At 62.6% G+C, this 24,844-nt stretch carries 26 protein-coding genes and 1 riboswitch; of the genes, 15 read left to right on the top strand and 11 right to left on the bottom strand.

The window, feature by feature from the left end:
- Positions 1 to 29: 29 nt before the first annotated feature.
- The gene (locus IB277_RS07995) at positions 30 to 842 is read left to right on the top strand and encodes an SDR family oxidoreductase (protein ID WP_090293893.1); all 813 of its coding nucleotides are present in this window, start codon (positions 30 to 32) and stop codon (positions 840 to 842) included.
- 96 nt (positions 843 to 938) lie between these two features.
- A riboswitch (cobalamin riboswitch) is annotated at positions 939 to 1,151 on the top strand.
- A 45-nt stretch (positions 1,152 to 1,196) separates the two neighbouring features.
- A complete protein-coding gene (gene bluB / locus IB277_RS07990) occupies positions 1,197 to 1,892 on the top strand; it encodes a 5,6-dimethylbenzimidazole synthase (RefSeq protein WP_060600813.1) in 696 nt (231 codons plus the stop codon).
- Positions 1,893 to 1,904: 12 nt separating this feature from the next.
- Here the strand turns inward: bluB and IB277_RS07985 are convergent, their stop codons facing one another.
- From IB277_RS07985 to IB277_RS07970, 4 genes are all read right to left on the bottom strand, one after another.
- Positions 1,905 to 2,975 (bottom strand): DUF2865 domain-containing protein, encoded by a 1,071-nt coding sequence (locus tag IB277_RS07985; RefSeq protein WP_060520703.1) that lies wholly within the window; start codon positions 2,973 to 2,975, stop codon positions 1,905 to 1,907.
- A 164-nt stretch (positions 2,976 to 3,139) separates the two neighbouring features.
- Positions 3,140 to 3,784 (bottom strand): acyl-homoserine-lactone synthase, encoded by a 645-nt coding sequence (locus IB277_RS07980; RefSeq protein ID WP_034795052.1) that lies wholly within the window; start codon positions 3,782 to 3,784, stop codon positions 3,140 to 3,142.
- Positions 3,785 to 3,924: 140 nt separating this feature from the next.
- Complete coding sequence (locus IB277_RS07975; protein WP_034795050.1) at positions 3,925 to 4,662, bottom strand: LuxR family transcriptional regulator; 738 nt, start codon at positions 4,660 to 4,662, stop codon at positions 3,925 to 3,927.
- 270 nt (positions 4,663 to 4,932) lie between these two features.
- Entirely contained in the window at positions 4,933 to 7,245 is a 2,313-nt protein-coding gene (locus tag IB277_RS07970) for an NADP-dependent malic enzyme (RefSeq protein WP_034795048.1), read from the bottom strand.
- Between the two features lie 173 nt (positions 7,246 to 7,418).
- Between IB277_RS07970 and IB277_RS07965 the strand changes: the two genes are divergently transcribed.
- Complete coding sequence (locus IB277_RS07965; protein WP_192370937.1) at positions 7,419 to 8,249, top strand: UDP-2,3-diacylglucosamine diphosphatase; 831 nt, start codon at positions 7,419 to 7,421, stop codon at positions 8,247 to 8,249.
- A gap of 97 nt (positions 8,250 to 8,346) precedes the next feature.
- Entirely contained in the window at positions 8,347 to 9,567 is a 1,221-nt protein-coding gene (locus IB277_RS07960; RefSeq protein WP_090293891.1) for an MFS transporter, read from the top strand.
- On the opposite strand, the gene dgcA is transcribed toward IB277_RS07960, so the two are convergent.
- Complete coding sequence (gene dgcA / locus IB277_RS07955; RefSeq protein WP_034795044.1) at positions 9,519 to 10,502, bottom strand: N-acetyl-D-Glu racemase DgcA; 984 nt, start codon at positions 10,500 to 10,502, stop codon at positions 9,519 to 9,521. The two genes, IB277_RS07960 and dgcA, sit on opposite strands and share 49 nt — an antisense overlap.
- A gap of 260 nt (positions 10,503 to 10,762) precedes the next feature.
- Between dgcA and IB277_RS07950 the strand changes: the two genes are divergently transcribed.
- From IB277_RS07950 to IB277_RS07935, 4 genes are all read left to right on the top strand, one after another.
- Positions 10,763 to 11,890, top strand: a complete 1,128-nt coding sequence (locus IB277_RS07950) for an ABC transporter permease (RefSeq protein WP_051659332.1) — start codon at positions 10,763 to 10,765, stop codon at positions 11,888 to 11,890.
- A 22-nt stretch (positions 11,891 to 11,912) separates the two neighbouring features.
- On the top strand, positions 11,913 to 12,722 hold the full coding sequence (locus tag IB277_RS07945) for an ABC transporter ATP-binding protein (RefSeq protein ID WP_060520788.1): 810 nt from the start codon (positions 11,913 to 11,915) through the stop codon (positions 12,720 to 12,722).
- An 82-nt stretch (positions 12,723 to 12,804) separates the two neighbouring features.
- Positions 12,805 to 14,175: an MlaD family protein gene (locus IB277_RS07940; protein ID WP_034795040.1), complete on the top strand. Its 1,371-nt coding sequence runs from the start codon at positions 12,805 to 12,807 to the stop codon at positions 14,173 to 14,175.
- Positions 14,176 to 14,261: 86 nt separating this feature from the next.
- Entirely contained in the window at positions 14,262 to 14,876 is a 615-nt protein-coding gene (locus tag IB277_RS07935; RefSeq protein WP_034795038.1) for an ABC-type transport auxiliary lipoprotein family protein, read from the top strand.
- Between the two features lie 16 nt (positions 14,877 to 14,892).
- Here IB277_RS07935 and IB277_RS07930 read toward each other — a convergent pair whose 3' ends face one another.
- Complete coding sequence (locus IB277_RS07930) at positions 14,893 to 15,165, bottom strand: BON domain-containing protein (RefSeq protein ID WP_060585030.1); 273 nt, start codon at positions 15,163 to 15,165, stop codon at positions 14,893 to 14,895.
- 153 nt (positions 15,166 to 15,318) lie between these two features.
- Between IB277_RS07930 and IB277_RS07925 the strand changes: the two genes are divergently transcribed.
- A complete protein-coding gene (locus IB277_RS07925) occupies positions 15,319 to 15,495 on the top strand; it encodes a hypothetical protein (RefSeq protein WP_156400740.1) in 177 nt (58 codons plus the stop codon).
- A 143-nt stretch (positions 15,496 to 15,638) separates the two neighbouring features.
- On the opposite strand, the gene hemF is transcribed toward IB277_RS07925, so the two are convergent.
- Positions 15,639 to 16,550: an oxygen-dependent coproporphyrinogen oxidase gene (gene hemF, locus IB277_RS07920; RefSeq protein WP_060585032.1), complete on the bottom strand. Its 912-nt coding sequence runs from the start codon at positions 16,548 to 16,550 to the stop codon at positions 15,639 to 15,641.
- Between the two features lie 211 nt (positions 16,551 to 16,761).
- Between hemF and IB277_RS07915 the strand changes: the two genes are divergently transcribed.
- Positions 16,762 to 17,022, top strand: coding sequence for a hypothetical protein (locus tag IB277_RS07915; protein WP_089044125.1), 261 nt, complete (start codon positions 16,762 to 16,764; stop codon positions 17,020 to 17,022).
- An 85-nt stretch (positions 17,023 to 17,107) separates the two neighbouring features.
- On the opposite strand, the gene IB277_RS07910 is transcribed toward IB277_RS07915, so the two are convergent.
- Positions 17,108 to 17,347 carry a hypothetical protein gene (locus IB277_RS07910; protein ID WP_089044124.1) on the bottom strand — a complete coding sequence of 80 codons (240 nt, stop codon included), beginning with the start codon at positions 17,345 to 17,347 and terminating at the stop codon, positions 17,108 to 17,110.
- Positions 17,348 to 17,399: 52 nt separating this feature from the next.
- Positions 17,400 to 17,870 carry a redox-sensitive transcriptional activator SoxR gene (gene soxR / locus IB277_RS07905; RefSeq protein ID WP_034795010.1) on the bottom strand — a complete coding sequence of 157 codons (471 nt, stop codon included), beginning with the start codon at positions 17,868 to 17,870 and terminating at the stop codon, positions 17,400 to 17,402.
- Between the two features lie 77 nt (positions 17,871 to 17,947).
- Between soxR and IB277_RS07900 the strand changes: the two genes are divergently transcribed.
- Positions 17,948 to 18,523, top strand: a complete 576-nt coding sequence (locus IB277_RS07900; RefSeq protein ID WP_034795007.1) for an NADPH-dependent FMN reductase — start codon at positions 17,948 to 17,950, stop codon at positions 18,521 to 18,523.
- 75 nt (positions 18,524 to 18,598) lie between these two features.
- On the opposite strand, the gene IB277_RS07895 is transcribed toward IB277_RS07900, so the two are convergent.
- Complete coding sequence (locus IB277_RS07895; RefSeq protein ID WP_060600804.1) at positions 18,599 to 19,060, bottom strand: tRNA (cytidine(34)-2'-O)-methyltransferase; 462 nt, start codon at positions 19,058 to 19,060, stop codon at positions 18,599 to 18,601.
- Positions 19,061 to 19,066: 6 nt separating this feature from the next.
- Positions 19,067 to 19,639 (bottom strand): GNAT family N-acetyltransferase, encoded by a 573-nt coding sequence (locus IB277_RS07890; RefSeq protein WP_090293889.1) that lies wholly within the window; start codon positions 19,637 to 19,639, stop codon positions 19,067 to 19,069.
- Between IB277_RS07890 and IB277_RS07885 the strand changes: the two genes are divergently transcribed.
- The 4 genes from IB277_RS07885 to petA all read left to right on the top strand — a co-directional run bounded on the left by IB277_RS07885 (position 19,627) and on the right by petA (position 24,837).
- Entirely contained in the window at positions 19,627 to 19,998 is a 372-nt protein-coding gene (locus IB277_RS07885; protein ID WP_162731862.1) for a hypothetical protein, read from the top strand. The two genes, IB277_RS07890 and IB277_RS07885, sit on opposite strands and share 13 nt — an antisense overlap.
- Before the next feature lie 53 nt (positions 19,999 to 20,051).
- On the top strand, positions 20,052 to 21,905 hold the full coding sequence (locus IB277_RS07880; protein ID WP_089044122.1) for an ABC transporter ATP-binding protein: 1,854 nt from the start codon (positions 20,052 to 20,054) through the stop codon (positions 21,903 to 21,905).
- 120 nt (positions 21,906 to 22,025) lie between these two features.
- Entirely contained in the window at positions 22,026 to 23,891 is a 1,866-nt protein-coding gene (locus IB277_RS07875) for an ABC transporter ATP-binding protein (protein WP_090293887.1), read from the top strand.
- A 367-nt stretch (positions 23,892 to 24,258) separates the two neighbouring features.
- Positions 24,259 to 24,837, top strand: a complete 579-nt coding sequence (petA, locus tag IB277_RS07870) for a ubiquinol-cytochrome c reductase iron-sulfur subunit (protein ID WP_034794992.1) — start codon at positions 24,259 to 24,261, stop codon at positions 24,835 to 24,837.
- Positions 24,838 to 24,844 lie beyond the last annotated feature (7 nt).

The raw sequence follows: 24,844 nt of genomic DNA, 5'->3' as shown, positions 1-24,844 counted from the left end.
CAAACGATCATTTCCGAGGGAGGAATTCGATGAGTGGACAATTGCAAGGCAAGATCGCCATCGTCACCGGTGGTACGCAGGGACTGGGCGCGACGATTGCTGGCCTTTTCGCCGAGCGCGGCGCTGAAGGCATCGTCATCTGCGGCCGCAACGCCGCCAAGGGGCGGGCGAAGGCCGAGCAGATCGGCAAGGCAAGCGGCGCGAAAGTCGTCTATGTCGAGGCCGATCTGGAAAAAGTAGAGGACGCCCGCAAGGTGGTCGCCGCTTGCGACGCGGAATTCGGACGGGTCGATGCGCTGGTCAACGCCGCAGCTATCACCGACCGTGGCACGATCCTCGACACCACGCCCGAACTCTTCGACCGCATGTTCGCGACCAATGTGCGCGCGCCGTTCTTCCTGATGCAGGAGGCGGTGAAGATCATGCGGCGGGAGAAGACCGAGGGCACGATCGTCAACATCGGCTCGATGTCGGCGATGGCCGGCCAGCCGTTCATTGCCGCCTATTGTTCGTCGAAAGGCGCGCTCGAAACGCTGACCAAAAACACGGCCTATGCGCTTCTTCGCAACCGCATTCGCGTCAACGGGCTGAATATCGGCTGGATGGCGTCCGAAGGCGAAGACCGCATCCAGCGCGAGTTTCATGGCGCGGCTGCCGATTGGCTCGAAAAGGTGGCGGCCGACCAGCCTTTCGGTCGGCTCGTCGATCCGGCTGAAGTGGCGCGGGCCTGCGCCTATCTGTCGTCGGCCGAGTCCGGGCTGATAACCGGATCGGTGATTTGCTTCGATCAGTCGGTCTGGGGCGCCTATGACGACTCGCCGCATCCGGTCGCTCCGCTTTGAGGCGGAGGCAAACGACTAAGCTCGACAGTAGCCGGCGGAAAGTGGCGCGCCATGTCTCGACCGGGTTGGCGCGCTTGTCTTTCTCAAACGGCTGTGCACTTAGTGCCGTCGTCAGGTGTCCGCGAAAGCGGGAGAATCGGGAATCCGGTGTCATTCCGGAACGTGCCCAACGCTGTGACGGGGACGATCGCCTCTAAGAGAGCCTTGAGTTGATTCAAGGTTTTGCCACTGGATCTTCAATCGATCTGGGAAGGCGAGGTGATCGGTTGAACCGAAGTCAGAAGACCGGCCTGGCGAGATAGACCGAACCCCGCGTGGACGGCGGGAGGTTTTCGCATTGTTGGGGATCGAACGATGCTGACTGAACCGAAGGGCGGCCTTGCGGCTGCCGGCGCCTTTTCGCTGCCAGAGCGGGAGGCCGTCTACCGTGCCATCGAGACACGTCGCGACGTGCGCGATGAATTCCTGCCCGCGCCATTGCCGGATGATCTGATCGGGCGCCTGCTGGCCGCTGCGCACAGCGCCCCGTCCGTGGGCTTCATGCAGCCGTGGAACTTCGTGCTGGTGCGGGCGGAAGAAACGCGTGAGCGCGTCTGGCAGGCGTTTCGCCGCGCCAATGACGAGGCCGCGCTGATGTTCGAGGCGGAACAACAGGCCAAGTACCGTGCGCTGAAGCTGGAAGGCATCCGCAAGGCGCCGCTCAGCATCTGTGTCACCTGCGACCGCACGCGCGGCGGTGCCGTCGTACTCGGGCGCACCCACAATCCGCAGATGGACGTCTATTCCACCGTCTGCGCCGTGCAAAACCTCTGGCTTGCGGCGCGGGCCGAAGGGGTGGGCGTCGGCTGGGTGAGCATTTTCCACGAGGCCGAGATCAAGGCGATTCTCGGCATCCCAGATCATATCGAGATCGTTGCCTGGCTCTGCCTCGGCTATGTCGATCGCCTCTATCAGCAGCCGGAACTCGCCGTGAAGGGCTGGCGCCAGCGCCTGCCGCTCGACGAGCTGGTTTTCGAAGACGGATGGGGACGCAGCAAGGAGAAGGCGTAAGGCCTCGTCCGATCAATTCTGGACCGGCTGATAGGCCGGTCCCTTCGGATGCTTGAGGTCGATGGCGGTTTCTTCCTGCGGCAGGTAGGTCGGGCCGACGACGCGAACCTTGTTCTTCGACGGATCGTAAGGCCGCTCTTCGGCCGGCGCCTTGGCGGTATTGCTCGCCGCTTCCGGCTTCTTGGTCTCGATGACGATGATCGACGACTGGTCGTCACCGATCTTCGTTCCGTTTGCCTTCGGTGTGGTCGAGGCGGTCTGGGGTATCTGGCAGCCGCACTGGCCGGGTTTTCCGACGGCGCGGGTGCGATAGGCAAAGGCGTTGGGCATTTCGGTATAGGGACGGCCGGTCACGGCCGAGACCATCTTGTCGCTCTCTTCCGTGTTGAGGTCGTGAAAATAGAGCTCGGTCTCAGCCCCCGGGCAGCGCGCCCGACAGGCCTGCTCGTCGCGCGGGAAATCGGCCGGCGTCGCATCCGAAGAAACCGGGAAAAAGGCGCCGTCGCAGGTGCGCACGCACATGGTTCTGAGCGTGCCGCTATAGTAGCGCTCCTGCGGCGCGTAGCCGTCTTCGCCTCGGCCGAGCATCGGGCCGTAGGCGTCTTCCGGCGGCAGGTCGGCAACGATGTTGCGGTGGCTTTCCGGCACGTCCGGTTCCACGCTTGCGAACTCCTCGCGGTCGCCATAGCAACCGTTGATCTCCAGCGCGGCGAGGATGCGTCGCCGGCTGTCGTCGCTGCCGCCGGCGACGATCTGCTCGCGCTCGGACTTCAGCATGCGCAGATTGTCTTCCATCTCGGCGATCAGGCTGTTGAGGCCGTAGCAAGTGTCGGGGTCGCCGCCGTCGAAGCCAATGGCGTTGCCGCCACTGCAACCCGCGCGGCGGCGGTCGTTCTTTGCTCGCCGCAGCTCGATATTCTGCCGCGAGATCGCGCTTGCGTAGTCGCGCGCATCGGCATTGCTGGCGACGTAGTCAGGCAGTTGCGCGAGCCGCGCGTTCAGTCGGTCGCAGGCCGTCGATGCCAGTGACGGACCGGCACCGATCAGAACCAGAGGCACAAGGGCCGCAGCGACGTGTTTCATGCGCGTGAACACGGGCGAAAGTCTCTTCCTGTTGCCAGGTCGGCGCCGACCTTCTGCGGGTGGCTGCCAGCGGCATTCCTGTTTCGCCTCCATCATAGAGCTTGTCGGTGATCGTGCAACGACAAGCGACGGTTTGCGTTAACAGCGCAGATCGACTGATGCGCTTAGGCGGCGCGGGCGGTTTCCAGCGACATCGGACGTTCGAGCACGGTACCTTCGATGGCAGCGACCGCCTTCATCCGCGTGAGCAGATCCGGCGTTACTTCCCAGGCGACGGCAACCGCGAAAACGGAGCCGATGCGATGCGGTTCGGCGATACGCTCGCCCGGGCATCCCATGCGCCGGAACATGCGCTCCAGGAACACATCCGTCACCGTGACGATGTGGCTGATGCCGGAAGCAAGGCCCAGCTCGCCGACGCCGCACATCAGTTCGGCGGCCGCGACCGTCACCTGGTTCGAGGCGCGGTCCTGCGAGATCTCGGGCTCGATGCAGAAGCGGCTGGATTCCCAGACCGAAGCGCTGCGGATTTCCGGATTATCGCCGAGCAGGATCGGGAAGGTATCGTCCAGCATGTTTGGGCCGAGTGTCGGCAGGAGGCGAAGCGCGCCGCGCAGCCGGCCGGTATCGGGCGCATAGGACAGGACGTAGAGCGGGTTTGCCTGGTCGTAGTTGTCGATTTCCCAGTCGCCTTCGGTCTGCACGTCCCATTTCAGGAAGTCGTGGAAGACGCGCTTGCGCAACCGGAACATGTCGTCGACGGCCGCCGGGTGTTGTGCGCGGGTCTTTCCGTTCAGGATCCTGATCATCGTTTTCTCCATCCGAGTTTGGGGATGGGGCGATGCTGTCAGGCTCGCGGCGGTTGCGTAACTGTCGCTAGCGACAGTTCAAATGCGCGATATTTGCCACTAGATTTCGAGGGGTTTCGGTGGAGGCGTATTGTCGGGTGTCAAACGGAGGGTATCAGAGCGTGTCGTACGGCCTGTGCCACAGCCTGAGTGTTGGAAACGACATTCAGCTTGCGTCGCGCATTGGTCATGAAGAAGCGCACGGTGCGCTCGGAAATGCCGAGGATCGTGGCGATTTCCCAATAGCTCTTGCCGGCGGCGGCCCAGGTCAGGACCTCGGTCTCGCGGCCGGTCAACCGCATCTCTCGGGTCGAAATGCTGCCGGCCATGGCGCCGTGCTCCAGCATGGCGGCATGGAAGAGATTGGCGGCCAGCTGGAAATCGCGCAGGTGATGGCGGCGATAGGTCGTCCATTCGCCGGCTGTCATGTTGACGTTGATTGCGAGCAACGCCATGCGCCCGGCGGGCGAGGGCAATGGCAAGGCGACGCCCTCAGTGGATATGCCGATTTCCTGGGCTGCCTGGAACAACGGTTCGCATTCCGGGAAGCGATGCCGCGCCATCGTCCATTCCACCGGCCGCACGCCGCCAAGCGCCAGCTTCAGGATCGGATCGATCCGGTGAAGGCTGCGGGCATGGTAGATCTCGGCAGCGTAGGCGCCGAAGGTGTGATGCAGCCGGCAAACCTTGAGCTCGTCCGCATAGGGCTCCGCTTCGAGATAGAGAAGATGGGCAATGCGGAAGGTTCGACGCATCAATGTGAAGAAATGAGCGGGCTCGACGCAGCCGCCACATTCCAGGATTTCCAGCATGTCGAGGACAGCCTGCTGCTCAGTCATGCCACAACACCGAATCTCGTCCGAGGCCCCAGCATGGTTAGAGGTTCACCTTTTGTCCAGCGCAAACTTTCCCGATTGGTGTATAAGACCAATTGCGCACGCCTTGATTGTGGTCGTCGATCGGCCGCGTGACAGGGGCTGATTCGCGGGTGATCTGCAAAACCAGCGATGCCGCGCCTGAAGCAGGCGCGACATCCGGATACGGTTTTGCCGGCGCCGGCATGGCGCCCGAATGCAGCGAAGACCGGTGGCGATCTCCGCGTTGCCATCTCAACCCGGATGGCTGGCTTCGACCACCGCCAGAGCCGCCATGTTGACGACGCCGCGTGAGGTGACGGACGGCGACAGGATATGGGCCGGAAGCGCCGAGCCGAGCAGGATCGGGCCGACATGCAGGCTGTCGGTCATGGTCTTGACGACACCGAGCGTGATGTTGGCGGCATCGAGATTGGGGAAAACCAGCAGATTGGCTTCGCTCGACAGGCTGCTGTCCGGCATGACGCGCTGGCGCAACGCTTCCGAGATCGCCGCATCGCCGTGCATTTCGCCGTCGACCTCGAGATCGGGCGCGAGTTCCCGCACGAGCTGCAGCGCCGTGCGCATCTTGGTGGCGCTCTCCGAATCGCGCGAACCGAAGTTCGAATGCGAGACGAGGGCGGCGCGTGGAGTGATGCCGAAGCGGCGGATTTCCTGTGCCGCCATGACCGTCGTCTGGGCGATCTCTTCGGCGCTCGGGCAGTAGCTCACATAGGTGTCGGTGAAGAAAGTTGCGCCGCGCTGCGAGATCAGCAGGCTCAAGGCCGAGAAATCGAGCACGCCGTCGCGCTTGCCGATGATCTGCGATACGTCGCGCAGGTGCTTGCTGTAGCGCCCTTCGACGCCGCAGATCAACGCATCGGCTTCGCCGCGCTTGACCGAGAGCGCGCCGATGACGGTCGTGTTGGTGCGCACGATCGTGCGGGCGGCTTCCGGGATGACGCCGAGACGGCCGACGAGGGCAAAATAGTCCTCGACATAGTCGCGGTAGCGCGGATCGCCTTCGGGGTTGACGACCTCGAAATCGACATCCGGACGGATGCGCAGGCCATAGCGACGCAGGCGCGTCTCGATGATCTGCGGACGGCCGATCAGGATCGGTCGGGCCGTGCCTTCTTCGAGCAACACCTGGGCGGCGCGCAGCACGCGTTCGTCTTCGCCTTCGGCAAAGATAACCCGGTTCTTCTGGGCGTTCTTGGCGGCGGCAAAGACGGGCTTCATGATGAAGCCCGAGCGGAAGACGAAGCGGTTCAGCTTGTCGAGATAGGCGTCATAGTCCTGGATCGGACGGGTGGCGACGCCGCTTTCCTCGGCTGCCTTCGCAACCGCCGGCGCGATACGCAGGATAAGGCGCTGATCGAACGGCGAGGGGATCAGGTAGTCCGGGCCGAAGACCGGGGTCTCGCCGGAATAGGCGCGGGCGGCAACATCGGAAGGCTCTTCGCGGGCAAGACCGGCGATGGCGCGTACGGCCGCCATCTTCATTTCTTCGTTGATCGTGCTTGCGCCGCAGTCGAGCGCGCCGCGGAAGATATGCGGGAAGCAGAGAACGTTGTTGACCTGGTTCGGGAAGTCCGAGCGGCCGGTGCAGATCATCGCGTCCGGACGGGCTTGGCGGGCGGCTTCCGGCATGATTTCCGGCGTCGGATTGGCGAGCGCCATGATCAGCGGCTTTTCGGCCATCTGCGCCAGCAGTTCCGGCTTCAGGACGCCGGCGGCGGAAAGGCCGAGGAAGACGTCAGCGCCGCCGATGCTGTCGGCAAGCACGCGGTTGCTGCTATCCTGCTCGTAGACGGACTTCCATTCGTCCATCAGTACCTCGCGGCCCTTGTAGACGAGGCCTTCGAGGTCATGGACCCAGATGTTTTCGCGCTTGGCGCCGAGCGTCACGAGAAGGTTGAGACAGGCGAGTGCGGCGGCACCTGCGCCCGAGGTGACGATCTTGGCGGTCGCGATGTCCTTGCCGGCGAGTTCGAGGCCGTTGAGGATGGCGGCGGCGACGATGATCGCAGTTCCGTGCTGGTCGTCGTGGAAGACCGGGATCTGCATCTTTTCACGCAGGCGCCGCTCCACCTCGAAACATTCGGGCGCCTTGATGTCTTCAAGGTTGATGCCGCCGAAGGTCGGCTCGAGCGCCGAGATTACGTCGACCATGCGCTCGATGCTCGACGCGTCGATTTCGATGTCGAAGACGTCGATGCCGGCAAATTTCTTGAAGAGGACGGCCTTGCCCTCCATGACGGGCTTGGAAGCCAGCGGACCGATATTGCCGAGACCGAGGACGGCCGTGCCGTTGGAGATGACCGCGACCAGGTTGGCGCGCGCTGTGTAATCGGCGGCTGTTTCCGGATTGTCACGAATGGCGATGCAGGGGGCTGCAACCCCTGGCGAATAGGCAAGCGCCAGGTCGCGCTGGTTGCCGAGCGGCTTGGTGGGCTGGATTTCGAGCTTTCCCGGGCGTGGGTAACGGTGGAAGAAAAGGGCCTGCTGGTCGATGTCGCCGCTGGCCGGACCGGTATGGGATTTCGTCTTGTCGCCCGTATTCATGCTCTCACATTCCTCATTCGTGGTCGTGCCTTTTGGCATGAATTCGAAGCGAGGTACAGTTTTGCAGTGCTGATTTCAGCGGGGGGACCGGTGACGCAATGTTGATGTCATCTTCCTGAAACACGAGTCTGGTTTCACGAAGGCAGAAAGCATAACCTGAAGACGAGGCTCGCATGATGGCGGCGCAGCAAGACAACTCCGTACGAAATTTGTTCATCTCGGACATCCATCTCGGCTCGAAGGCCGCCAAGACCGACTACCTGCTCGACTTCCTGCGGCATCATGAAGCGGAGACGATCGTTCTGGTCGGCGACATCGTCGACGGCTGGCGGCTGAAGCGCAGCTGGTACTGGCCGCAGAACTGCAACGACGTGGTGCAAAAGCTCCTGCGCAAGGCGCGCAAGGGCGCCCGCATCGTTTACATCCCCGGCAATCACGATGAATTCCTGCGCGACTTTCCGGGCGTGCATTTCGGCGGCATCGAGGTGGCGCAACGCTACATGCACGAGGGGGCCGACGGCCGTAAATATCTCGTGCTGCACGGCGACGAATTCGACGTCGTCGTGCGCAACGCCCGCGTGCTCGCCTATCTCGGCGATTGGGCCTACGACACGGCGATCGCCATCAATATCGGGCTTGCTGCGGTCCGCCGACGTCTCGGCATGCCCTATTGGTCGTTCTCGTCCTGGGCGAAGCTCCAGGTCAAGCACGCCGTCAACTTCATCGGCGAGTTCCAGAAGGTGGTCGCCGAGGAGGCGCGCCGTCACGATGCGCAGGGCGTGATCTGTGGTCATATCCACCATGCTGTCATCGAGGAGATCGGCGACATCCGCTACATCAACACCGGCGACTGGGTGGAAAGCTGCACGGCGATTGCCGAGCACCACGACGGCACGATGGAACTGATCACCTGGCACCAGATGCGCGGTGGCGCCAGCGAAGGCGAAGCCTCTGGCGAAGCGGACAAACTGCTCGCCCAACTGCTGACCCAGCGCGCGGCCTGACCTTCGCGGCGCAGCGATATTCCTGTCGCGAAAACTAGGTTATGGCGAGGGGCGCCCGGCTCGTGCTAGAGATCGGGCACAGCCATCAGGTCAGACGATGATTCCCTTCCAAGCGCCCGCCTATGTGGGCCCTCCGCCGCGCCATTTTGCGCTTCGCATTGCTTTGCTCTTCTGTGCGCCGCTGATCGTCAACGGCTTCGCGATGCCATATTTCCCGATGTGGCTGAGCACGCTGTCGATGAGCGACTTCGAGATCGGCGTCGTTCTGGCGTTGCCGATGTTCGTGCGCGTCATCACGGCGCCGATCGCCGGCGTCATTGCCGATAGGCTCGGCGAGCGGGCGATCGTCCTGATCTGGTCCGGTTTCCTGTCGCTCGCAACGGCCGTGGTTCTGTTCTATTTCCGCGAATTCTGGCCGGTGCTGCTGATCTATACGCTGCAGTCGGCCGTCTATTCTCCCTATGTGCCGATCGTCGAGGCGATCGCGCTTTCAGGCGTGCGGCGCTGGGGCTTCGACTACGCCCATATGCGGCTCTGGGGCTCGGTCGCCTTCATCGGCGCGACGATGCTCGGCGGCTGGATGGTGGGCATCTTCGGCAGCGACATGGTACTGCCGGCGATGGCGATCGGCTTCGGCCTGACGATCATCATGGCCTATGCCGCGCCACGGGTCGGCAAGCCGCGGCGGCCGTCACCGATCACGGCATTGACGGAGCCGCCGCCGAAGTCGCTGCGGCAGCTCGACCTGCAGCTGCTGCTGATCGGGGTGACGCTGGTCAACGCCAGCCACGCGATGCTCTTTGCCTTCTCGGCGATCTATTGGCAGCACATCGGCTACAGCGGTACCGAGATCGGCCTGCTCTGGAGCGCGGGCGTCGCGGCGGAAGTGACGATGTTCATCTTCGCCAAGGCGATCAGCCGCCGTTTCAGCGTCTGGGTGATGATCCTGTCCGGCTGCTTTCTCGCCGTGGTGCGCTGGATCATCTTCCCGATGGATCTCGGCTTCAGCGGCTATTTCATCCTGCAGTGCTTCCACGCCTTCACCTATGCGATCATGCACACCGGCATGCAGCACAAGCTGGTCGAGCGGGTGGTGGAATCACAGGAAGCGTCGGCGCAGGGGCTCTACTTCTTCTATACCGGTATCTTCACCGCGATCTTCACGTTCCTGTCCGGCTATTTCTATGCCTGGTACGGGGTGAACGGCTTCTATTCGATGTCGGTCGTCGCCTTTGCCGGCTGCTGCTTTGCCGTCGCTGCCTGGTATCTTCAACCCCAGAGGCGCGGCTCCGGCGGGAAGACAAGCGAGGCCTCGTAGCGCAGGCCGGGCTCGCGATCCTGCGCCAGCAGCAGCGGCCCGTCGAGATCGACGAAATCCGCGCCTTGAGCCACCAGGATCGCCGGCGCCATCGCGAGCGAACTGCCGACCATGCAGCCGACCATGACCTTGAGCCCGAGCGAGACCGCCTCATCGCGCATGCGCAGTGCCTCGGTCAGGCCGCCGGTCTTGTCGAGCTTGATGTTGACGGCGTCGTAACGCCCGACGAGAGCAGCGAGGTCGCCGGTCGCGTGCACGCTTTCATCAGCGCAGATCGGAACGGGACGGGCGATCGTTGCCAACGCCTCGTCGCGGCCGGCGGGAAGCGGCTGCTCGATCAGGTCGATCCGTTCCTCGGCGCAGATCGCAAAGTGATAGGCAAGCGTTTCGGGCGTCCAGCCCTCGTTGGCGTCGAGGATGATGCGGCTTTCCGGTGCGCCGGCGCGCACCGCACGGATGCGGGCAGCATCATCCGACGTGCCCACCTTGACCTTGAGGAGCGCGCGGTGGGCATATTTGGCGGCCTGCTCGCGCATCGCGTCGGGCTCGGCAAGCGAAAGCGTATAGGCCGTGGTCAATGCTTCCGGTGAAGAAATGCCGGCAAGAACATGGGCCGACTTGTTTTTCTGCTTTGCTTCCAGATCCCACAGCGCGCAATCGACGGCGTTGCGGGCAGCACCCGGCTTCATCGCGCGCTGCAGATCGGCGCGGCTGAGCCCGGCCTCGATGTGGTGGCGGATGGCGGCGATTTCGGCGAGCACCGTGTCGATCGTCTCGCCGTAGCGGCCGTAGGGAACGCATTCGCCGGAGCCCGTATGGACACCGTCTCCGATGCGGCAAGTGACGACGCTTGCCGTCGTCTTGGAGCCGCGCGAGATCGTAAACGTGCCCGCAATCGGGAAATGTTCCACGGTGGCATCGAGGGAAAGTGACATGAAAGCGTCTCCGGCAGGTAATCTGTTGGCCCGGCGTCATAGCGCCGCAACGTTCGGGTGACAGCAAAGGTGCGAGCCGTTATGACGGTGGAAGGATTTACGAATCTTTACACAGTCGTTGCCTCCGGTCGGACGCGCAACAGTCGTGGTAACACTTTAGGTCTGCTGCACAATCTTGTCCTCAAATCTATCGAGATTGGACGAGTTTTGCAGAGGCAAATCGGGATAACAGAAGACACGTGTCGCAAGCCGCCCGCAAGATGACCGCCGATGTCGCGCTGTCCGAGAGTGGCGGCGGGCGAAGCTATGTCTTCACCGGCACCTGGCGGCACGAGACGGCCGAAGCGATGGCAGCAAAGCTCGACGGCCTTGCGCGCAAGGGCGACGGAGCCGCGCAGTTCGATCTGTCCGGCGTGACGGCGATGGATACCGCAGGCGCCTGGATCATCCGCCGCTTCATGACCCGTGTCGTCGGCCCGTCGCGCGACAACGTTCATTTCGCCGAAGGCGGACAGCGCTATGTCGAGCTGATCGACGCCCTGCCGGCTGAACTGCGTTCGCCGGAAAAGAACGGCGAACGGCTGCCGCTGTTTCAGCGAATCTTCGCCCCGGTCGGCGAGGTCATGGCGGCGACGTGGGAAGATATCGTCGCTGCGATGTACATCCTGGGGTCCGCGGTGCGCGGCGCCCAGCTTAAGCTTGGACGGCACAGCGGCGTCTCGCCGGCGGCGATCGTTCACCAGATCGACCGCATGGGCGTGAAGGCTGTGCCGATCATCACGCTGATGTCGTTCCTGATCGGCGCCATCATCGCTCAGCAGGGCGCGTTCCAGCTGCGCTATTTCGGCGCCGAGGTCTTCGTCGTCGATCTCGTCGGCATCCTGCAGCTCCGTGAAATCGGGGTGCTGCTGACCGCGATCATGATCGCTGGCCGCTCCGGCAGCGCGATCACCGCCGAAATCGGCTCGATGAAGATGCGTGAAGAGGTGGATGCGCTGAAGGTGATGGGGCTGAGCCCGGTCGGCGTACTCGTATTTCCGCGCCTCGTGGCGCTGACCGTCGCGCTGCCGCTCTTGACGATCATCGCAAACTTCGCGGCGCTCGTCGGTGCGGCGCTCGTTGCCTGGGGCTATTCCGGCATCACGATCCCAACCTTCCTTGCCCGATTGCAGGAAGCCATCGATTTTTCGTCGATCGCCGCCGGCATGATCAAGGCGCCGTTCATGGCGCTCATCATCGGGGTCGTGGCAGCCGTCGAGGGCTTGAAGGTTGGCGGTAGCGCGGAGTCGCTCGGCCGCCACGTGACGTCTTCGGTGGTCAAGTCGATCTTCGTCGTGATCCTGATCGACGGGCTCTTCGCCATGTTCTACGCGGCCATTGATTTCTGATGCGGAGAACAGCGTGAACCCAATCGAAAAGAGTCACGAGGGGTACCAACCGACCGAGGCGAACGGGCGCGAGGCCGTGCTTTCCGTTCGCGACCTGACGGTCGGTTTCGGCTCCAACATCGTGCTCGACAAGCTGAACCTCGAGATCTACCGCGGCGAAATCCTCGGCTTCGTCGGAGCGTCGGGCACCGGCAAGTCGGTGCTGATGCGCACGGTTCTGAGGTTGCTTGCGAAGCGGTCCGGCAAGATCGAAATCCTCGGCGCGGACTACGATAACATCACCGAGGGCGAACGCATCGCGCTCGACATGCGTCTTGGCGTTCTCTTCCAGCACGGAGCGCTGTTTTCGGCGCTGACGGTGCGCGAGAACATCCAGGTGCCCATGCGCGAATATCTCGACCTGCCGCAGAGCCTCATGGACGAGCTGGCGCGGGTGAAGATCGAGCTGGTCGGCCTTGCGCCGGAGGCGGCGGAAAAGTACCCGTCGGAGCTTTCGGGCGGCATGATCAAGCGCGCCGCACTTGCGCGCGCGCTGGCGCTCGATCCGGACCTGGTCTTCCTCGACGAGCCGACCTCGGGGCTCGATCCGATCGGGGCGGCGGAGTTCGACGAGTTGATCGCCAAGCTGCGCGACACGCTGGGATTGACCGTGTATATGGTGACTCACGACCTCGACAGCCTCTTTTCGGTCTGCGACCGCATCGCGGTTCTCGGCAAGAAGAAGGTCCTGGTCGAAGGCACGGTGGAAGACATGCTGGCCTGCGACGATCCGTGGGTGCAGTCCTATTTCCGTGGCAAGCGGGCACGATCGATCGTGCGGAACGATCAATGAATCTTGAGAAGCCGATTTTGATGCCCAGGCGTCGAGATCGGAGGTAGAGCCGGTGAAGCGGCCACGAAGGTAGTCGGTACGAATGGAAACGAAAGCGAACTACGCCATTGTCGGTTTCTTCACGGTGTTCGTGGTCGCAGCCGCATTCGGCTTCGTCTACTGGATGTCGCAGTATGGCCGTAGCGGCGAGATGATCGAGCTGGTGGTCAACATTCCGGGGTCGGCCAACGGCCTTTCGGTCGGCTCTCCGGTGCGCTTCAACGGCATTCCCGTCGGCACGGTTCGCAACCTCGCGATCGATGCCAACGATCCGCGTTATTCGATCGCGCTGACCGAGGTTTCGGTCGACGCGCCGGTGCTCAAGTCGACCAAGGCGACGCTGGAAGTGCAAGGCCTGACCGGTGCGGCCTATATCGAACTCAGCGGTGGCCACAAGGGCGACGAAAACATCCTGAAGACTGCGATCGAGAAGGGTACGCAGGCGCGTATCCTTGCGGACCAGTCGAGCGTCACCAGCCTGCTCGCGACGGCCGACCAGATTATGGACCGCGCCAACAGCGCCATCACCGACATCCAGGGCTTCGTCACTGACGTGCGCGGTCCGCTGACCAAGACGATCGGCAATGCCGAGACGTTTTCGAATGCGCTCGCGAACAATTCCGGCGCGATCGATGACTTCCTGAAGAGCGTGACGGAACTCTCCGGTTCGGTGAGTGCTGCGTCCAAGAAGCTCGATTCGACTCTGGAATCTGCCGAAACTCTGGTGAAATCGGTGGATCCGAAGAAGATCGATCAGATCGTCTCGAACGTCGAGCAGATCAGCACCGACCTGAAGGCTGCCTCGGGCGGCGTTTCCGAAACCATCGCTGCCTTCCGGCGCACGGTCGAAACCTACGAGCAATTCGGCAAGAACGCCCAGAAGACGCTGGAGCGGGTCGATACGCTGGTCGCCTCGGTCGACAAGCAGAAGGTGGAGCTCGTCGTCAACGACATCACAGCGGCGACGGCGGACGCCCGCAAGACGGTGGCCAACATCTCGCAGTTCGCCGACAAGATCACGGCGCGCCAGCAGGACATCGACCGCACGATCACCGACGTCACGCAGCTGGCAAGCAAGTTGAACGCTTCGGCCAACCGGGTCGACAGCATTCTCGTGAAGGTCGACGGTTTCCTCGGCGATGCGGACGCGCCGTCGCTTTCGGCTGACGCCCGCGCGACGCTCGCCTCGTTCCGCAAGATGGCGGACAATCTGAACGCCCAGATCGGCCCGATTGCGGAGAACCTCAAGCGCTTCTCGAATTCGGGGCTGCGCGACGTCGAGGCGCTCGTCACAGATACGCGCCGCACGGTGCAGAGCCTCGAGAACACGATCTCGACGTTCGACAAGGATCCGCAACGCCTTCTCTTTGGCGGCGAGACGGTAAAGCAATATGATGGCCGCACCCGACGCTGAGTCGGTGGGCACAGCCGGCGTGGGGCCGGGTGGTGTGTTTCGATCGGGAATGCACCGAAGTTGTGTGGGACAAAGGTAACGGCAGTATGAGTTTTCCAGGGCTGGTGGGCGTGCGAGTAGCGGGAGCGTGGCGCTCCGCCCTGATGATCATGCTGGCAGCAGGACTTGCTGGCTGCGGTACCAAAGCGGTCAACGACACCTACAGTCTTTCGGCAAGGCCGGCCGTCGAAGGTCGCGCATCGACCGGCAAGCAGATCCTCGTGCCGGAGCCGACGGCTCTGAAGGCACTCGACAGCGATCAGGTCGTCATCCGCCTCTCCGGCGCGGAACTGCAATATCTCGCCAAGGCTCAGTGGAGCGACCGCCTGCCGAAGCTGGTACAGGCGAAGCTCGTGCAGGCCTTCGAGGACACGGGCAAGATCGGCGGCGTCGGCAAACCCGGCCAGGGCCTGGCGATCGACTACCAGGTCATCACCGAAATCCGCGCCTTCGAGATTTCGACCGAGGGCGCCGACACGGCCAATGTCGAAATCTTCGCCAAGATCCTCAACGATCGCAACGGCACGGTGCTGGCGCAAAAGGCGTTTCGCGCCACGGCCGCGGTCAGGGGCACGGGCAACACGGCCTTCATCAAGGCCATGGATCAGGCCTTCGCCAATGTTTCGGCAGAAATCGTCAGCTGGACGCTCGGCTCCATCTGAGGAGCCGAGGACGCTTCTATCTTGCGGTGACCGTCTCGATCCGGTTGATCACTTCCGCGACGCCTTGCACCTGTTTTGCCGCCTCTTCGGCGCGGAAAACTTCGCCTTCGGTCGCCACGAAACCGGCAAGCACAATGGTGTTGCCTTTGGCGGTAACAGTGACATCGGCTGCATCGAGGCCGGGCGTGACCGCCAGGAGATGGGCGACGCGGCGCTCCAGTTCGGCCGGGTGATCGGCCACCTGCCGCTCCGGTTCATCTCCGTAAAATGTCCGTTTCTTGAAGATCATTGTTTTCACCTCGCTCGACGAAGGTGAAACGCCTGATAGCGGGCTTTGTTCGCCTGTTTCATTCGAAACAGCGGGGTGGGACTGATCCGTGCGATGGCTCGTTTCAGGCGACGGGCGGCTCCGTCGCGGTCGGATTACACGGGGATATACAAAATGCGCAGTTCTTGCTTCGCCATGGCTCTGGCGACGACGATGGCACTTGCCTTGGCCATGCCGGCGAAGGCCGCGAACTATAGCTACGGCTGCAAACCGAGCTGCGTCGTCAAAACCGAACGGGCTTATGGCGCCGACGGTAAGGTCTTCTGGAAGAAGGTGCGGATCTGCAAGTGACGTCAGGGAAGGTCCAAAGATCTTCGTTCGGAACGACCGTGGTCAGTGAGCCACTCATAGGTTCGGACACGCTGTGAATGGTCCGGAGAGAAGCGCGTCTGCGCGGTGGAGCGCTTCTCTCATTTTGTGGACTGCCGGCGAGATTACGGCCAGCGGACCACCGGGGGCAGGGACGACAGGATCGACTCGACATTGCCGCCGGTCTTCAGGCCGAAGATGGTGCCGCGATCGTAGAGCAGGTTGAACTCGACATAGCGGCCGCGGCGCACCAGCTGTTCGTCGCGGTCGTTTTCGGTCCAGGGCGCATTGAAATTGGTGCGCACGATCTTCGGATAGACGATGGCGAACGCCTTGCCGACATCACGGGTGAAGGCGAAATCGGCGTCCCAGCCGCCTTGCTCTTCCGAGGAATGCAGCCAGTCGTAGAAGATGCCACCGGTTCCGCGCGCCTCATTGCGATGGGGCAGGAAGAAGTAGTCGTCACACCACTTCTTGAACTTGGCATGGTCGGCGACCGCATGGCGCCCGCAAGTGATCTCCATCGCGCGGTGGAAGAGCTGCGTGTCGGGATCCGTCATGACGCGACGGCGATCGAGCACCGGAGTGAGGTCGGCGCCGCCGCCGAACCAGTTGCTGGTCGTCACCACCATGCGGGTGTTCATGTGAACGGCCGGCACGTTGGGATTGACCGGATGGGCGATCAGCGAAATGCCCGAAGCCCAGAAACGGGGATCTTCGGCTGCACCCGGGATCTGGCTGCGGAATTCGGGCGAGAACTCGCCGTAGACGGTCGAGGTGTGCACGCCGACCTTTTCGAAGACGCGGCCTTCCATCATCGACATGCGGCCACCGCCGCCCTTGCCATCCTCACGGCTCCAGTCCTTGGCAACGAAGCGGCCGGGGGCGCGGTCAGATAGCGGCCCGGTCAGCTCATCCTCCACCGCCTCGAAGGCGGCGCAGATGGTGTCGCGCAGCCCTTCGAACCATGCACGCGCCTCCGCCTTCTTATCTTCGATGTCTGCGGGGAGCCCCTGGGGTAGCTGCGGTCGTTCCATGAAATTACGTCCTGTTGGCGGGATTTCCCGATGAGATGCCGCCGATTCGATTGAAGTCGCCACAGTTCACACTTTGGCGCTGATGGCAACGGCGGTCCAGCGCTTCGGCCACTCGGTCGCGGCGTGTCCTTGGCCCCGGCGAAACCCGCCTACACAAAGCTCTGGCAAAGGCAGGCTTGCCTCACTATCTTACAATCCAGAGGTATAGCCCATGGCAAGAATACCTGCAGGCCCGCCGCTCGATGGATTGCGGCGGCAGATCGCCCGGCATCGCCGGGAAAATCCGACACGAGGCGACGGCCTTTTCGTGCGGGAAACCTTTCGGCTCAATCGCAGTGCTGCCCGTGCAAAAGCGCGGGAATGGTTCGACACCTGGCCGAAGGCCGCCTACTGGACCGAGGTGGAAAGCTGGCGCCAGCTCGAGGGCGACGAGATCGAGTTTACGATGCGCCGCCTGCCGACCGCGGATTGATCCATCGCCCCTGCCGCTTTTTCAGAGATCACCGGTCACGTCAACAAACGCGCCAGATTCCCTGCGAGCCAAGGTAGCACAGCGCTCAACCTCGATTTCGATCCTGAATATAAATCAGAGTTTTTCCGAGAAGAATCAATAGATTAATGATGGCTACAAGCCCGAGTATCACGGTCCCCAGGGCAAGCGCCAGGAATGTATTGACGACGCATTGCTGATCCCCTGCGGCGCATGCGCGATCGTCAAGATAATAGAACCATGAGAACAGGATGAGAGCGAGAAGAGGAAGGACTATCGCAACTCGACCTCTTAGTTCTGACTTCATCTTCTTTTCCGCACAATGACCATGTGTAGGCACCTTTGGTCGTGGCGGCCGCTCAAGGGTGGCTGTCTTCATCCATGAGCCTTGGGCCGGCGCCTTCCATCGACAGCACGTCGTGCGGATTGCGCAGAGGACATTCGCGCAGCGACAGGCAGCCGCAGCCGATGCAGCTCGTCAGATGGTCGCGCAACGCCATCAGGCTGGCGATGCGTTCGTTCAGCTGTTCGCGCCAGTTTTCGGACAATCTGCCCCAATCCTCGACCGTCAGCGGACGATCGTCCGGCAAAACCGACAAAGCGTCCTGGATCTCCGACAATGGAATGCCGGTGCGCTGCGCCACCTTGATGACGGCGACGCGCCTGAGCACGCCGCGCGGATAGCGGCGCTGGTTGCCGCGGGTGCGATTGCTGCGGATCAGGCCCTTGGCCTCGTAGAAATGCAGGGTGGAGACGGCGACGCCGCTGCGCTCCGCCACTTCGCCCACGGTCAGTTCGCGGCGCAATTCGCTTTGTTTCACAATCGTCATAACGGCTATTGACCTCAACTAATCTTGAGGTTTTATAGCATTGGCTCCATGACTGAGACAACAGGAGCTTGATCCCCATGACTGAGAAAATGACCCTCGCCGTGATCTATGGCAGCGCGCGGCAGGGTCGCTTCTGCGACACGGTCGCCAATTGGCTGATCCGGGAACTATCGGCTTCCGACACCTTCTCGCTGACGATCATCGACCCGGCGCGGCTCAGAACGTCGCGCGGCCTTGGCGCGGCGGTCAATCCCGGCGAATGGCTGGAGCGCAAGATCGCCGAGGCGGATGCCTTCATCGTCGTTACGCCCGAATACAACCACGGCTACCCGGCGGCGCTGAAGGAACTGATCGACTCTGTCTACGAGCCCTGGCACGCAAAGCCGGTCGCCTTCGTCTCTTACGGCGGCGCCTCGGGCGGCATTCGCGCGGTCGAGCAATTGCGCCAGGTGTTTGGAGAGTTGCACACGGTGACACTGCGCGACGGCGTGGCCTTCCCGAAGGCGTGGTCGAAGTTCGATGCTGCCGGCAACCTCTATAAACCGGAGGAGCTCCGCGCGCCGCTGTTTTTGATGATGGATCGCCTGACCTGGTGGGCGCGGGTGCTGAAGCAGGCGCGCAAGAGCAAACCTTACAACGAAGTCGCGGCGTAACGTTGGAGACGAGGGCTCTCGGCCGGGCCCTCAAAGGCTCGGCCTGCCGCCAAGGAGACGGCTATGGAGACGGTATCAAATCGGCGAAACCTGCCGGATCGCTTCGCCCGCAATCATCGCGGCGGAGATCGCGATGTTCAGCGAGCGCTGGCCGTCGGCCATCGGAATGAGGATGCGGCCATTGGCGCGCTCGTGCACGTGATCGGGCACGCCGGCGCTTTCCCGCCCGAAAAGCAGGATGTCGTCTGGGCGGAAATCATAGCGCGTATAGGGCAGGGCAGCCTTGGTGGAGGCGAGCACCAGCCGACGTCCGCTCGCCGAGCGCCACTCTTCGAAGCGCTCCCAGTTGACGTGACGAGTGAGCGCCACCGACGCGATGTAGTCCATGCCGGCGCGCTTCAGGTTTCGGTCGGAGAGGTCGAAGCCGGCCGGCTCGATCACATCGACCGAAAGCCCGAGACAGGCGGCCATGCGCAGGATCGTGCCGGTATTGCCGGGAATATCGGGCTGGTAGAGGGCGATGCGCAGATTGCTCACGTCAGGTTACTCGTTTCCGGGGGCGTTGCGCCGCGTATCGAAATCCGCAGCCAGGATGCCCATCATGATGTCGTCGTGCCACTCACCGTCGATCAACGCCGATTCGCGTTCGCGGCCCTCGATCGAGAAACCGGACTTGAGATAGGCCGTAATCGCCCGCTCGTTGAAGGCGAGGACCCTCAGCGAGACCCGATGAAGGGCAAGTTCGTCGAAGGCATAGGCCAATACCCGCTTGATGACCGCCGTGCCAAGACCCTTGCCAAGGCGACACGGATCGAAAATGCCGATGGCGAAGTTCGCGCGGCGATCGGCGCGGTTGATGTTGTCGAGCCGCACTTCGCCGACGAGGCCGTCCTGATCGATGATCCAGGCGGCCGGATGTTCGGCGATGCGCGTTACCCAGGCGGCCGCTTCACCGTGGCCGAAGAGGCCGGGAAACGACCTGCCCGCACCGAACATCCGGTAGATATCCGGATGGCGGCCGAGCCTCGGGCGCGCGTCTGCGTCACCCTCGCGGGGGCGCCGCAGGAGAAAGCCGACACTTTGAAGGTCAGGAGGCGTGTCCGATGAAGCGATCATCCTTGTTCTCCGCCGCGAAACGTCCGGCGCTGCTTGCTTTTGAGGTCGCTCATATTGCCTGCGCTAATCTGTGCCGAAACGGCAACAGCGGTCGGAGCGATGAAAAATTGGGCAAGAAAGTGCCTGCGACAATCTGGCATGCGAGCGCGAATAAGGGTAGAGATCGGACCTCTTCAACGCGAACCGACGGAGGCAAACATGAATGTATTGATGTTGACACGCCTTCCTGGAGTAGTGGGCCACCGTTTGGCCTGACCGGTTCCGCGACCTATCTTTTAACCGAGATCGACGCGCTTCCGGGACTCCGGAAGACGAAGCCCTTTGCGGGCTGCATTTCCGGACTGACTTTTTCATCATAAGAATGCGGGGCGAAATCCCGCTTTCCTTCAAAATACTCTGAAGGAGCAATGTTATGTTTGGCTGGTTTGAATCCCGCCTCAATCCCTATCCGCCGGAGGAGCCGACGGTTCCGCCGAAGACTCTGTTCGGCTTCTGCTGGCACTACTCCAAGCCGGCTGCGCCGTGGCTCATCATCATGTCCGTCTGTACGGCGCTGATCGCCATTGGCGAAGTGGCGCTGTTCCAGTTCCTCGGCAACATGGTGGACTGGCTGTCGAGCGCCGACCGCGAGAGCTTCCTCGCCGCCGAAGGCGGACGGCTGTTCTGGATGGGTGCGCTCGTCCTCATCGGCCTGCCGGGCCTCGTGGCGATCGATTCGCTGATCATGCATCAGGTGCTGCTCGGCAACTATCCGATGATCGCCCGCTGGCAGATGCACCGCTACCTGCTGCGCCAGAGCATGACCTTCTTTGCCAACGAGTTCGCCGGACGCGTGGCAACGAAAGTCATGCAGACGTCGCTAGCCGTGCGCGAAACCGTGATGAAGATCCTCGACGTCTTCGTCTATGTCGTCAGCTACTTCGTCACGATGCTCGCCGTCGTCGCCACCGCCGACTGGCGGCTGGTGATCCCGCTCGGCATCTGGCTGGCGATCTACATCTGCATCGTCAGCTATTTTGTGCCGCGGCTGCAGAAGATCTCCAAGGAGCAGGCGGACGCGCGCTCGATGATGACCGGCCGGATCGTCGACAGCTACACCAATATCGGTACGGTCAAGCTGTTCTCGCATGCCGGCCGCGAGGAAGGCTATGCGCGCGACGGCATGGACGGCTTCCTCGACACCGTGCATCGCCAGATGCGCAAGGTGACGCTGTTCCACGTGCTGGTCTATGCCAACAACAGTATCGCGCTCTTTGCGATCGCAGCGCTTGGCATCCATCTGTGGCTGACGAGTGCGATCTCCGTCGGCGCGATCGCGATCGCCGTCGGCCTTGCGATGCGCATCAACGGCATGTCGCAGTGGATCATGTGGGAAGTCTCGGCGCTGTTCGAGAATATCGGCACGGTCTATGACGGCATCGGCATGATGACCAAGGCGCACGACATCGTCGACGAGCCGGACGCCAAGGCGCTGACAGCGGACAAGGGGGCGATTGCCTTCGACAACATCCGCTTCCACTACGGCAAGGCCAAGGGCGTCATCGATCACCTGTCGCTCGACATCAAGCCGGGTGAGAAGATCGGCCTCGTCGGTCGCTCGGGTGCGGGCAAGACGACGCTGATGAACCTGCTGTTGCGCTTCTACGACCTGGAGGACGGTGCGATCCGGATCGACGGCAAGGATATTTCCACCGTCACACAGGACAGCCTGCGCTCGCAGATCGGCGTCGTGACGCAAGACACCTCGCTCTTGCACCGCTCCATTCGCGACAACATCGCCTATGGCCATCCGGAAGCGGACGACGAGGCGATCATTGCGGCGGCCAAGAAGGCGAACGCCTGGGACTTCGTCCAGGGGCTCGAGGACAACCAGGGCCGCAAGGGCCTGGACGCCCAGGTCGGCGAACGCGGCGTCAAGCTCTCCGGCGGCCAGCGCCAGCGTATCGCGATCGCGCGCGTGTTCTTGAAGGACGCGCCGATCCTGATCCTCGACGAGGCGACCTCGGCGCTCGATTCCGAAGTCGAACAGGCGATCCAGGAGAACCTGTTCGCGCTGATGGCCGGCAAGACGGTGATCGCGATCGCCCACCGCCTGTCGACGCTGACGGAGATGGACCGGCTGGTGATCCTCGAGGCCGGCCGCATCGTCGAGACCGGCTCGCATGCCGAGCTCGTTGCCCATGGCGGTCTCTACGCCGACCTCTGGTCTCGCCAATCGGGTGGCTTCATCGCCGACGACGTCGAGAAGGAAGAGGCCGCAGAGTAAGCAACCTGAGGCCCGCCGTTCGAAAGAGCGGCGGGCCTCTTTGTTAGACGTTACGCATTTGTAATCTGCAATTGTGTCGAAACCGATTGCTGTTCCTGCCGAACCGCCTATATCGGAACCATGCTCAGCGCCATCGTCAGCCTCTTCGAGAACTGGATCAAGCCCTTCGCACCGCGCGAGCGCCTGCAGCCGCCGAAATCGCTCTGGGGGTTTGCCTGGTTCTACGCCAGACAGGCCAAGGGACCGTTCATCGCTATGGCCGTCTTGGGTGGCCTCGTCGCCATGCTGGAGGCGGGTCTTTTCTACTTCGTCGGGCGGCTCGTCGATCTGCTCGACACCGTGAAGCCGGAAGCTGGCTGGAGCGGGTTGATCGCCGCCAATGGCCCGGAGCTTCTGTTCATGCTCCTGACGGTCATGGTCTTCCGTTTCATCGCGGTGTCGTTGGCGGCGCTCGTCGAAGAACAGGCGATCACGACAGGCTTTTTGAACCTGGTGCGTTGGCAATCCTACGTGCACGTCGCCAGGCAGTCGCTGACCTTCTTTCAGAATGACTTTTCCGGCCGCATCGTCACCAAGGTCTGGGCCGGCGCGCAGGCAACGAGCGACCTGCTCGTCTCGCTGCTGCAGGTCGTCTGGTTCATCGTCATCTACACGGCGTCCACCATGGCGCTGGTGGCGCAGCTCGACTGGCGTCTGGCCGCGATGGTCGGCTTCTGGATCGTCGTCTTCCTGGTGCTGGCGCGCTTTTTCGTTCCACGCATCCGCAAGCACGCCCGCGATACCGCCGAAATGGCGTCGATGCTGAACGGTCGCATGGTCGATGCCTATTCCAACATCCAGACATTGAAGCTCTTCGGGCGCGACGAGGAGAACGACCGCTATATCCGCGGCGGCTTCGACCGGTTCCAGCGCGCGGTCATCCCGTTCACGCGGCTCTTGACGGCCGTGCGCGCCTCACTGGCACTGCTTTCCGGCTTAATGATCACGGCGATCGCGGTCTACGCCATCCATCTCTGGCTCGCAGGCTCGATCAGTTCCGGCGCGGTCGCCTTCACGCTGGCACTGGTGCTCCGGCTAAACATGCTGCTTGGCCGCATGATGACGCAGTTCAACTCGATCATGCGCAACATCGGCACGATCCAGAACTCGGCCGAACTGGTCTCTCTGCCGATCGGTCTCGTCGATCGGCCCGACGCGACGGAACTGGCCGTGAGCAAGCCGGAAATCCGCTTCGAGCACGTCCGCTTCCACTACGGCAAGGGCGACCGCGTCATCGACGATTTCTCGCTCGTGGTGCGCCCGGGCGAGAAGGTGGGCATCGTCGGTCGCTCGGGCGCCGGCAAGTCGACGCTCGTCAATCTCCTGTTGCGCTTCTACGATCTTGAGAGCGGGCGCATCCTGATCGACGGCCAGGATATCGCGTCCGTCAGGCAAGAGTCGCTGCGCGCCCAGGTCGGCATGGTCAGCCAGGATACTTCGCTTCTGCATCGCTCGATCCGCGACAACATCCTCTTCGGCCGTCCCGACGCGAACGAGGAGCAACTGATCGCTGCGGCTCGGAAAGCCGAAGCCTACGACTTCATCGCCGACCTTCAGGACCAGCGCGGCCACAAGGGGCTCGACGCCCATGTGGGCGAGCGCGGCGTCAAGCTTTCGGGCGGACAGCGGCAGCGCATCGCGATCGCCCGGGTGATGCTGAAGGATGCGCCGATCCTCGTGCTCGACGAGGCGACCTCGGCGCTCGATTCCGAAGTCGAAGCGGCGATCCAGTCCAATCTCGACCGCCTGATGCAGGGCAAGACGGTGCTCGCGATCGCGCACCGGCTGTCGACGATCGCCGCGCTCGACCGGCTGGTGGTGATGGACAAGGGGCGGATCGTCGAACAGGGAACGCACGCCGAACTTGTTGCCCGCGGCGGACTGTACGCCGGGCTCTGGTCACGACAGTCCGGCGGATTTCTCGCCCGGGAAGAGGCGGCGGAGTAGGGCGCTTTACGGACGCCTTCAAGCACATCCGGCGGGCGCAAATTCCGCCCAACTGATGGCCGTCAAGTCCTTGTGCCAATTGGCCGCGCTTTTCCCCGCGACAATCTGCCCACATGCCCTTGTCAAGGCTGGACATAATTTGCGATCAAGCATAGAACGCGCCGGATTGACGGGGATTCTGCGTGCTGTGCGCGCGCCGATTCTTTTCGGATTCTGTGCCGATGTCGCATTTGCAACCGCAAGGCGATGGGGCGACAGCACTATGAATAGGGCGTGGTTCCTTGACCTGGATCAAACCGCAAGGGGCAGGAATTTCGCCGGGGGCGGATGCGGTTTCCGCAATATTGCGTGAGAGGATGGTTTAGCCGTGAGCGAACACGACACTTCAAGCGAGGCCTTGGGCGAGCCCACTCGCCGCGACTTCCTTTATCTGGCTACCGGTATGGCAGGCGTCGTCGGCGCTGGTGCCGTCGCCTGGCCGTTCATCGACCAGATGCGTCCGGACGCATCGACGCTCGCGCTCGCCTCGATCGAGGTCGACGTATCGAGCCTTCAGCCCGGTATGTCGCTGACGGCGAAATGGCGCGGCAAGCCGATCTTCATCCGCAACCGTACGGAGAAGGAAGTCGAGGAGGCAAAGGCCGTCAAGCTGGACGAGCTTAAGGACCAGGTTGCGCGCAACGCCAACCTTCCGGCCGACGCTTCCGCGAGCGACCTCGATCGTTCCGCCGGCGAAGGCAAGGAAAACTGGATCGTCATGATCGGTTCCTGCACCCATCTCGGTTGCGTGCCGCTTGGCCAGGCCGGTGATTTCGGTGGCTGGTTCTGTCCCTGCCACGGTTCGCACTACGATACGGCCGGCCGCATCCGTAAGGGTCCGGCGCCGGAGAACCTTCACGTGCCGACCTTCTCGTTCGTATCCGACACAGTTATCAAGATCGGTTGAGGGGACT

It is taken from the genome of Ensifer sp. ENS07 (genome assembly GCF_014852185.1).
Taxonomy (GTDB): domain Bacteria; phylum Pseudomonadota; class Alphaproteobacteria; order Rhizobiales; family Rhizobiaceae; genus Ensifer; species Ensifer adhaerens.
The sequence above is the reverse complement of the archived record's forward strand: the minus strand, read 5'-3'. Positions and strand labels throughout refer to the sequence as shown.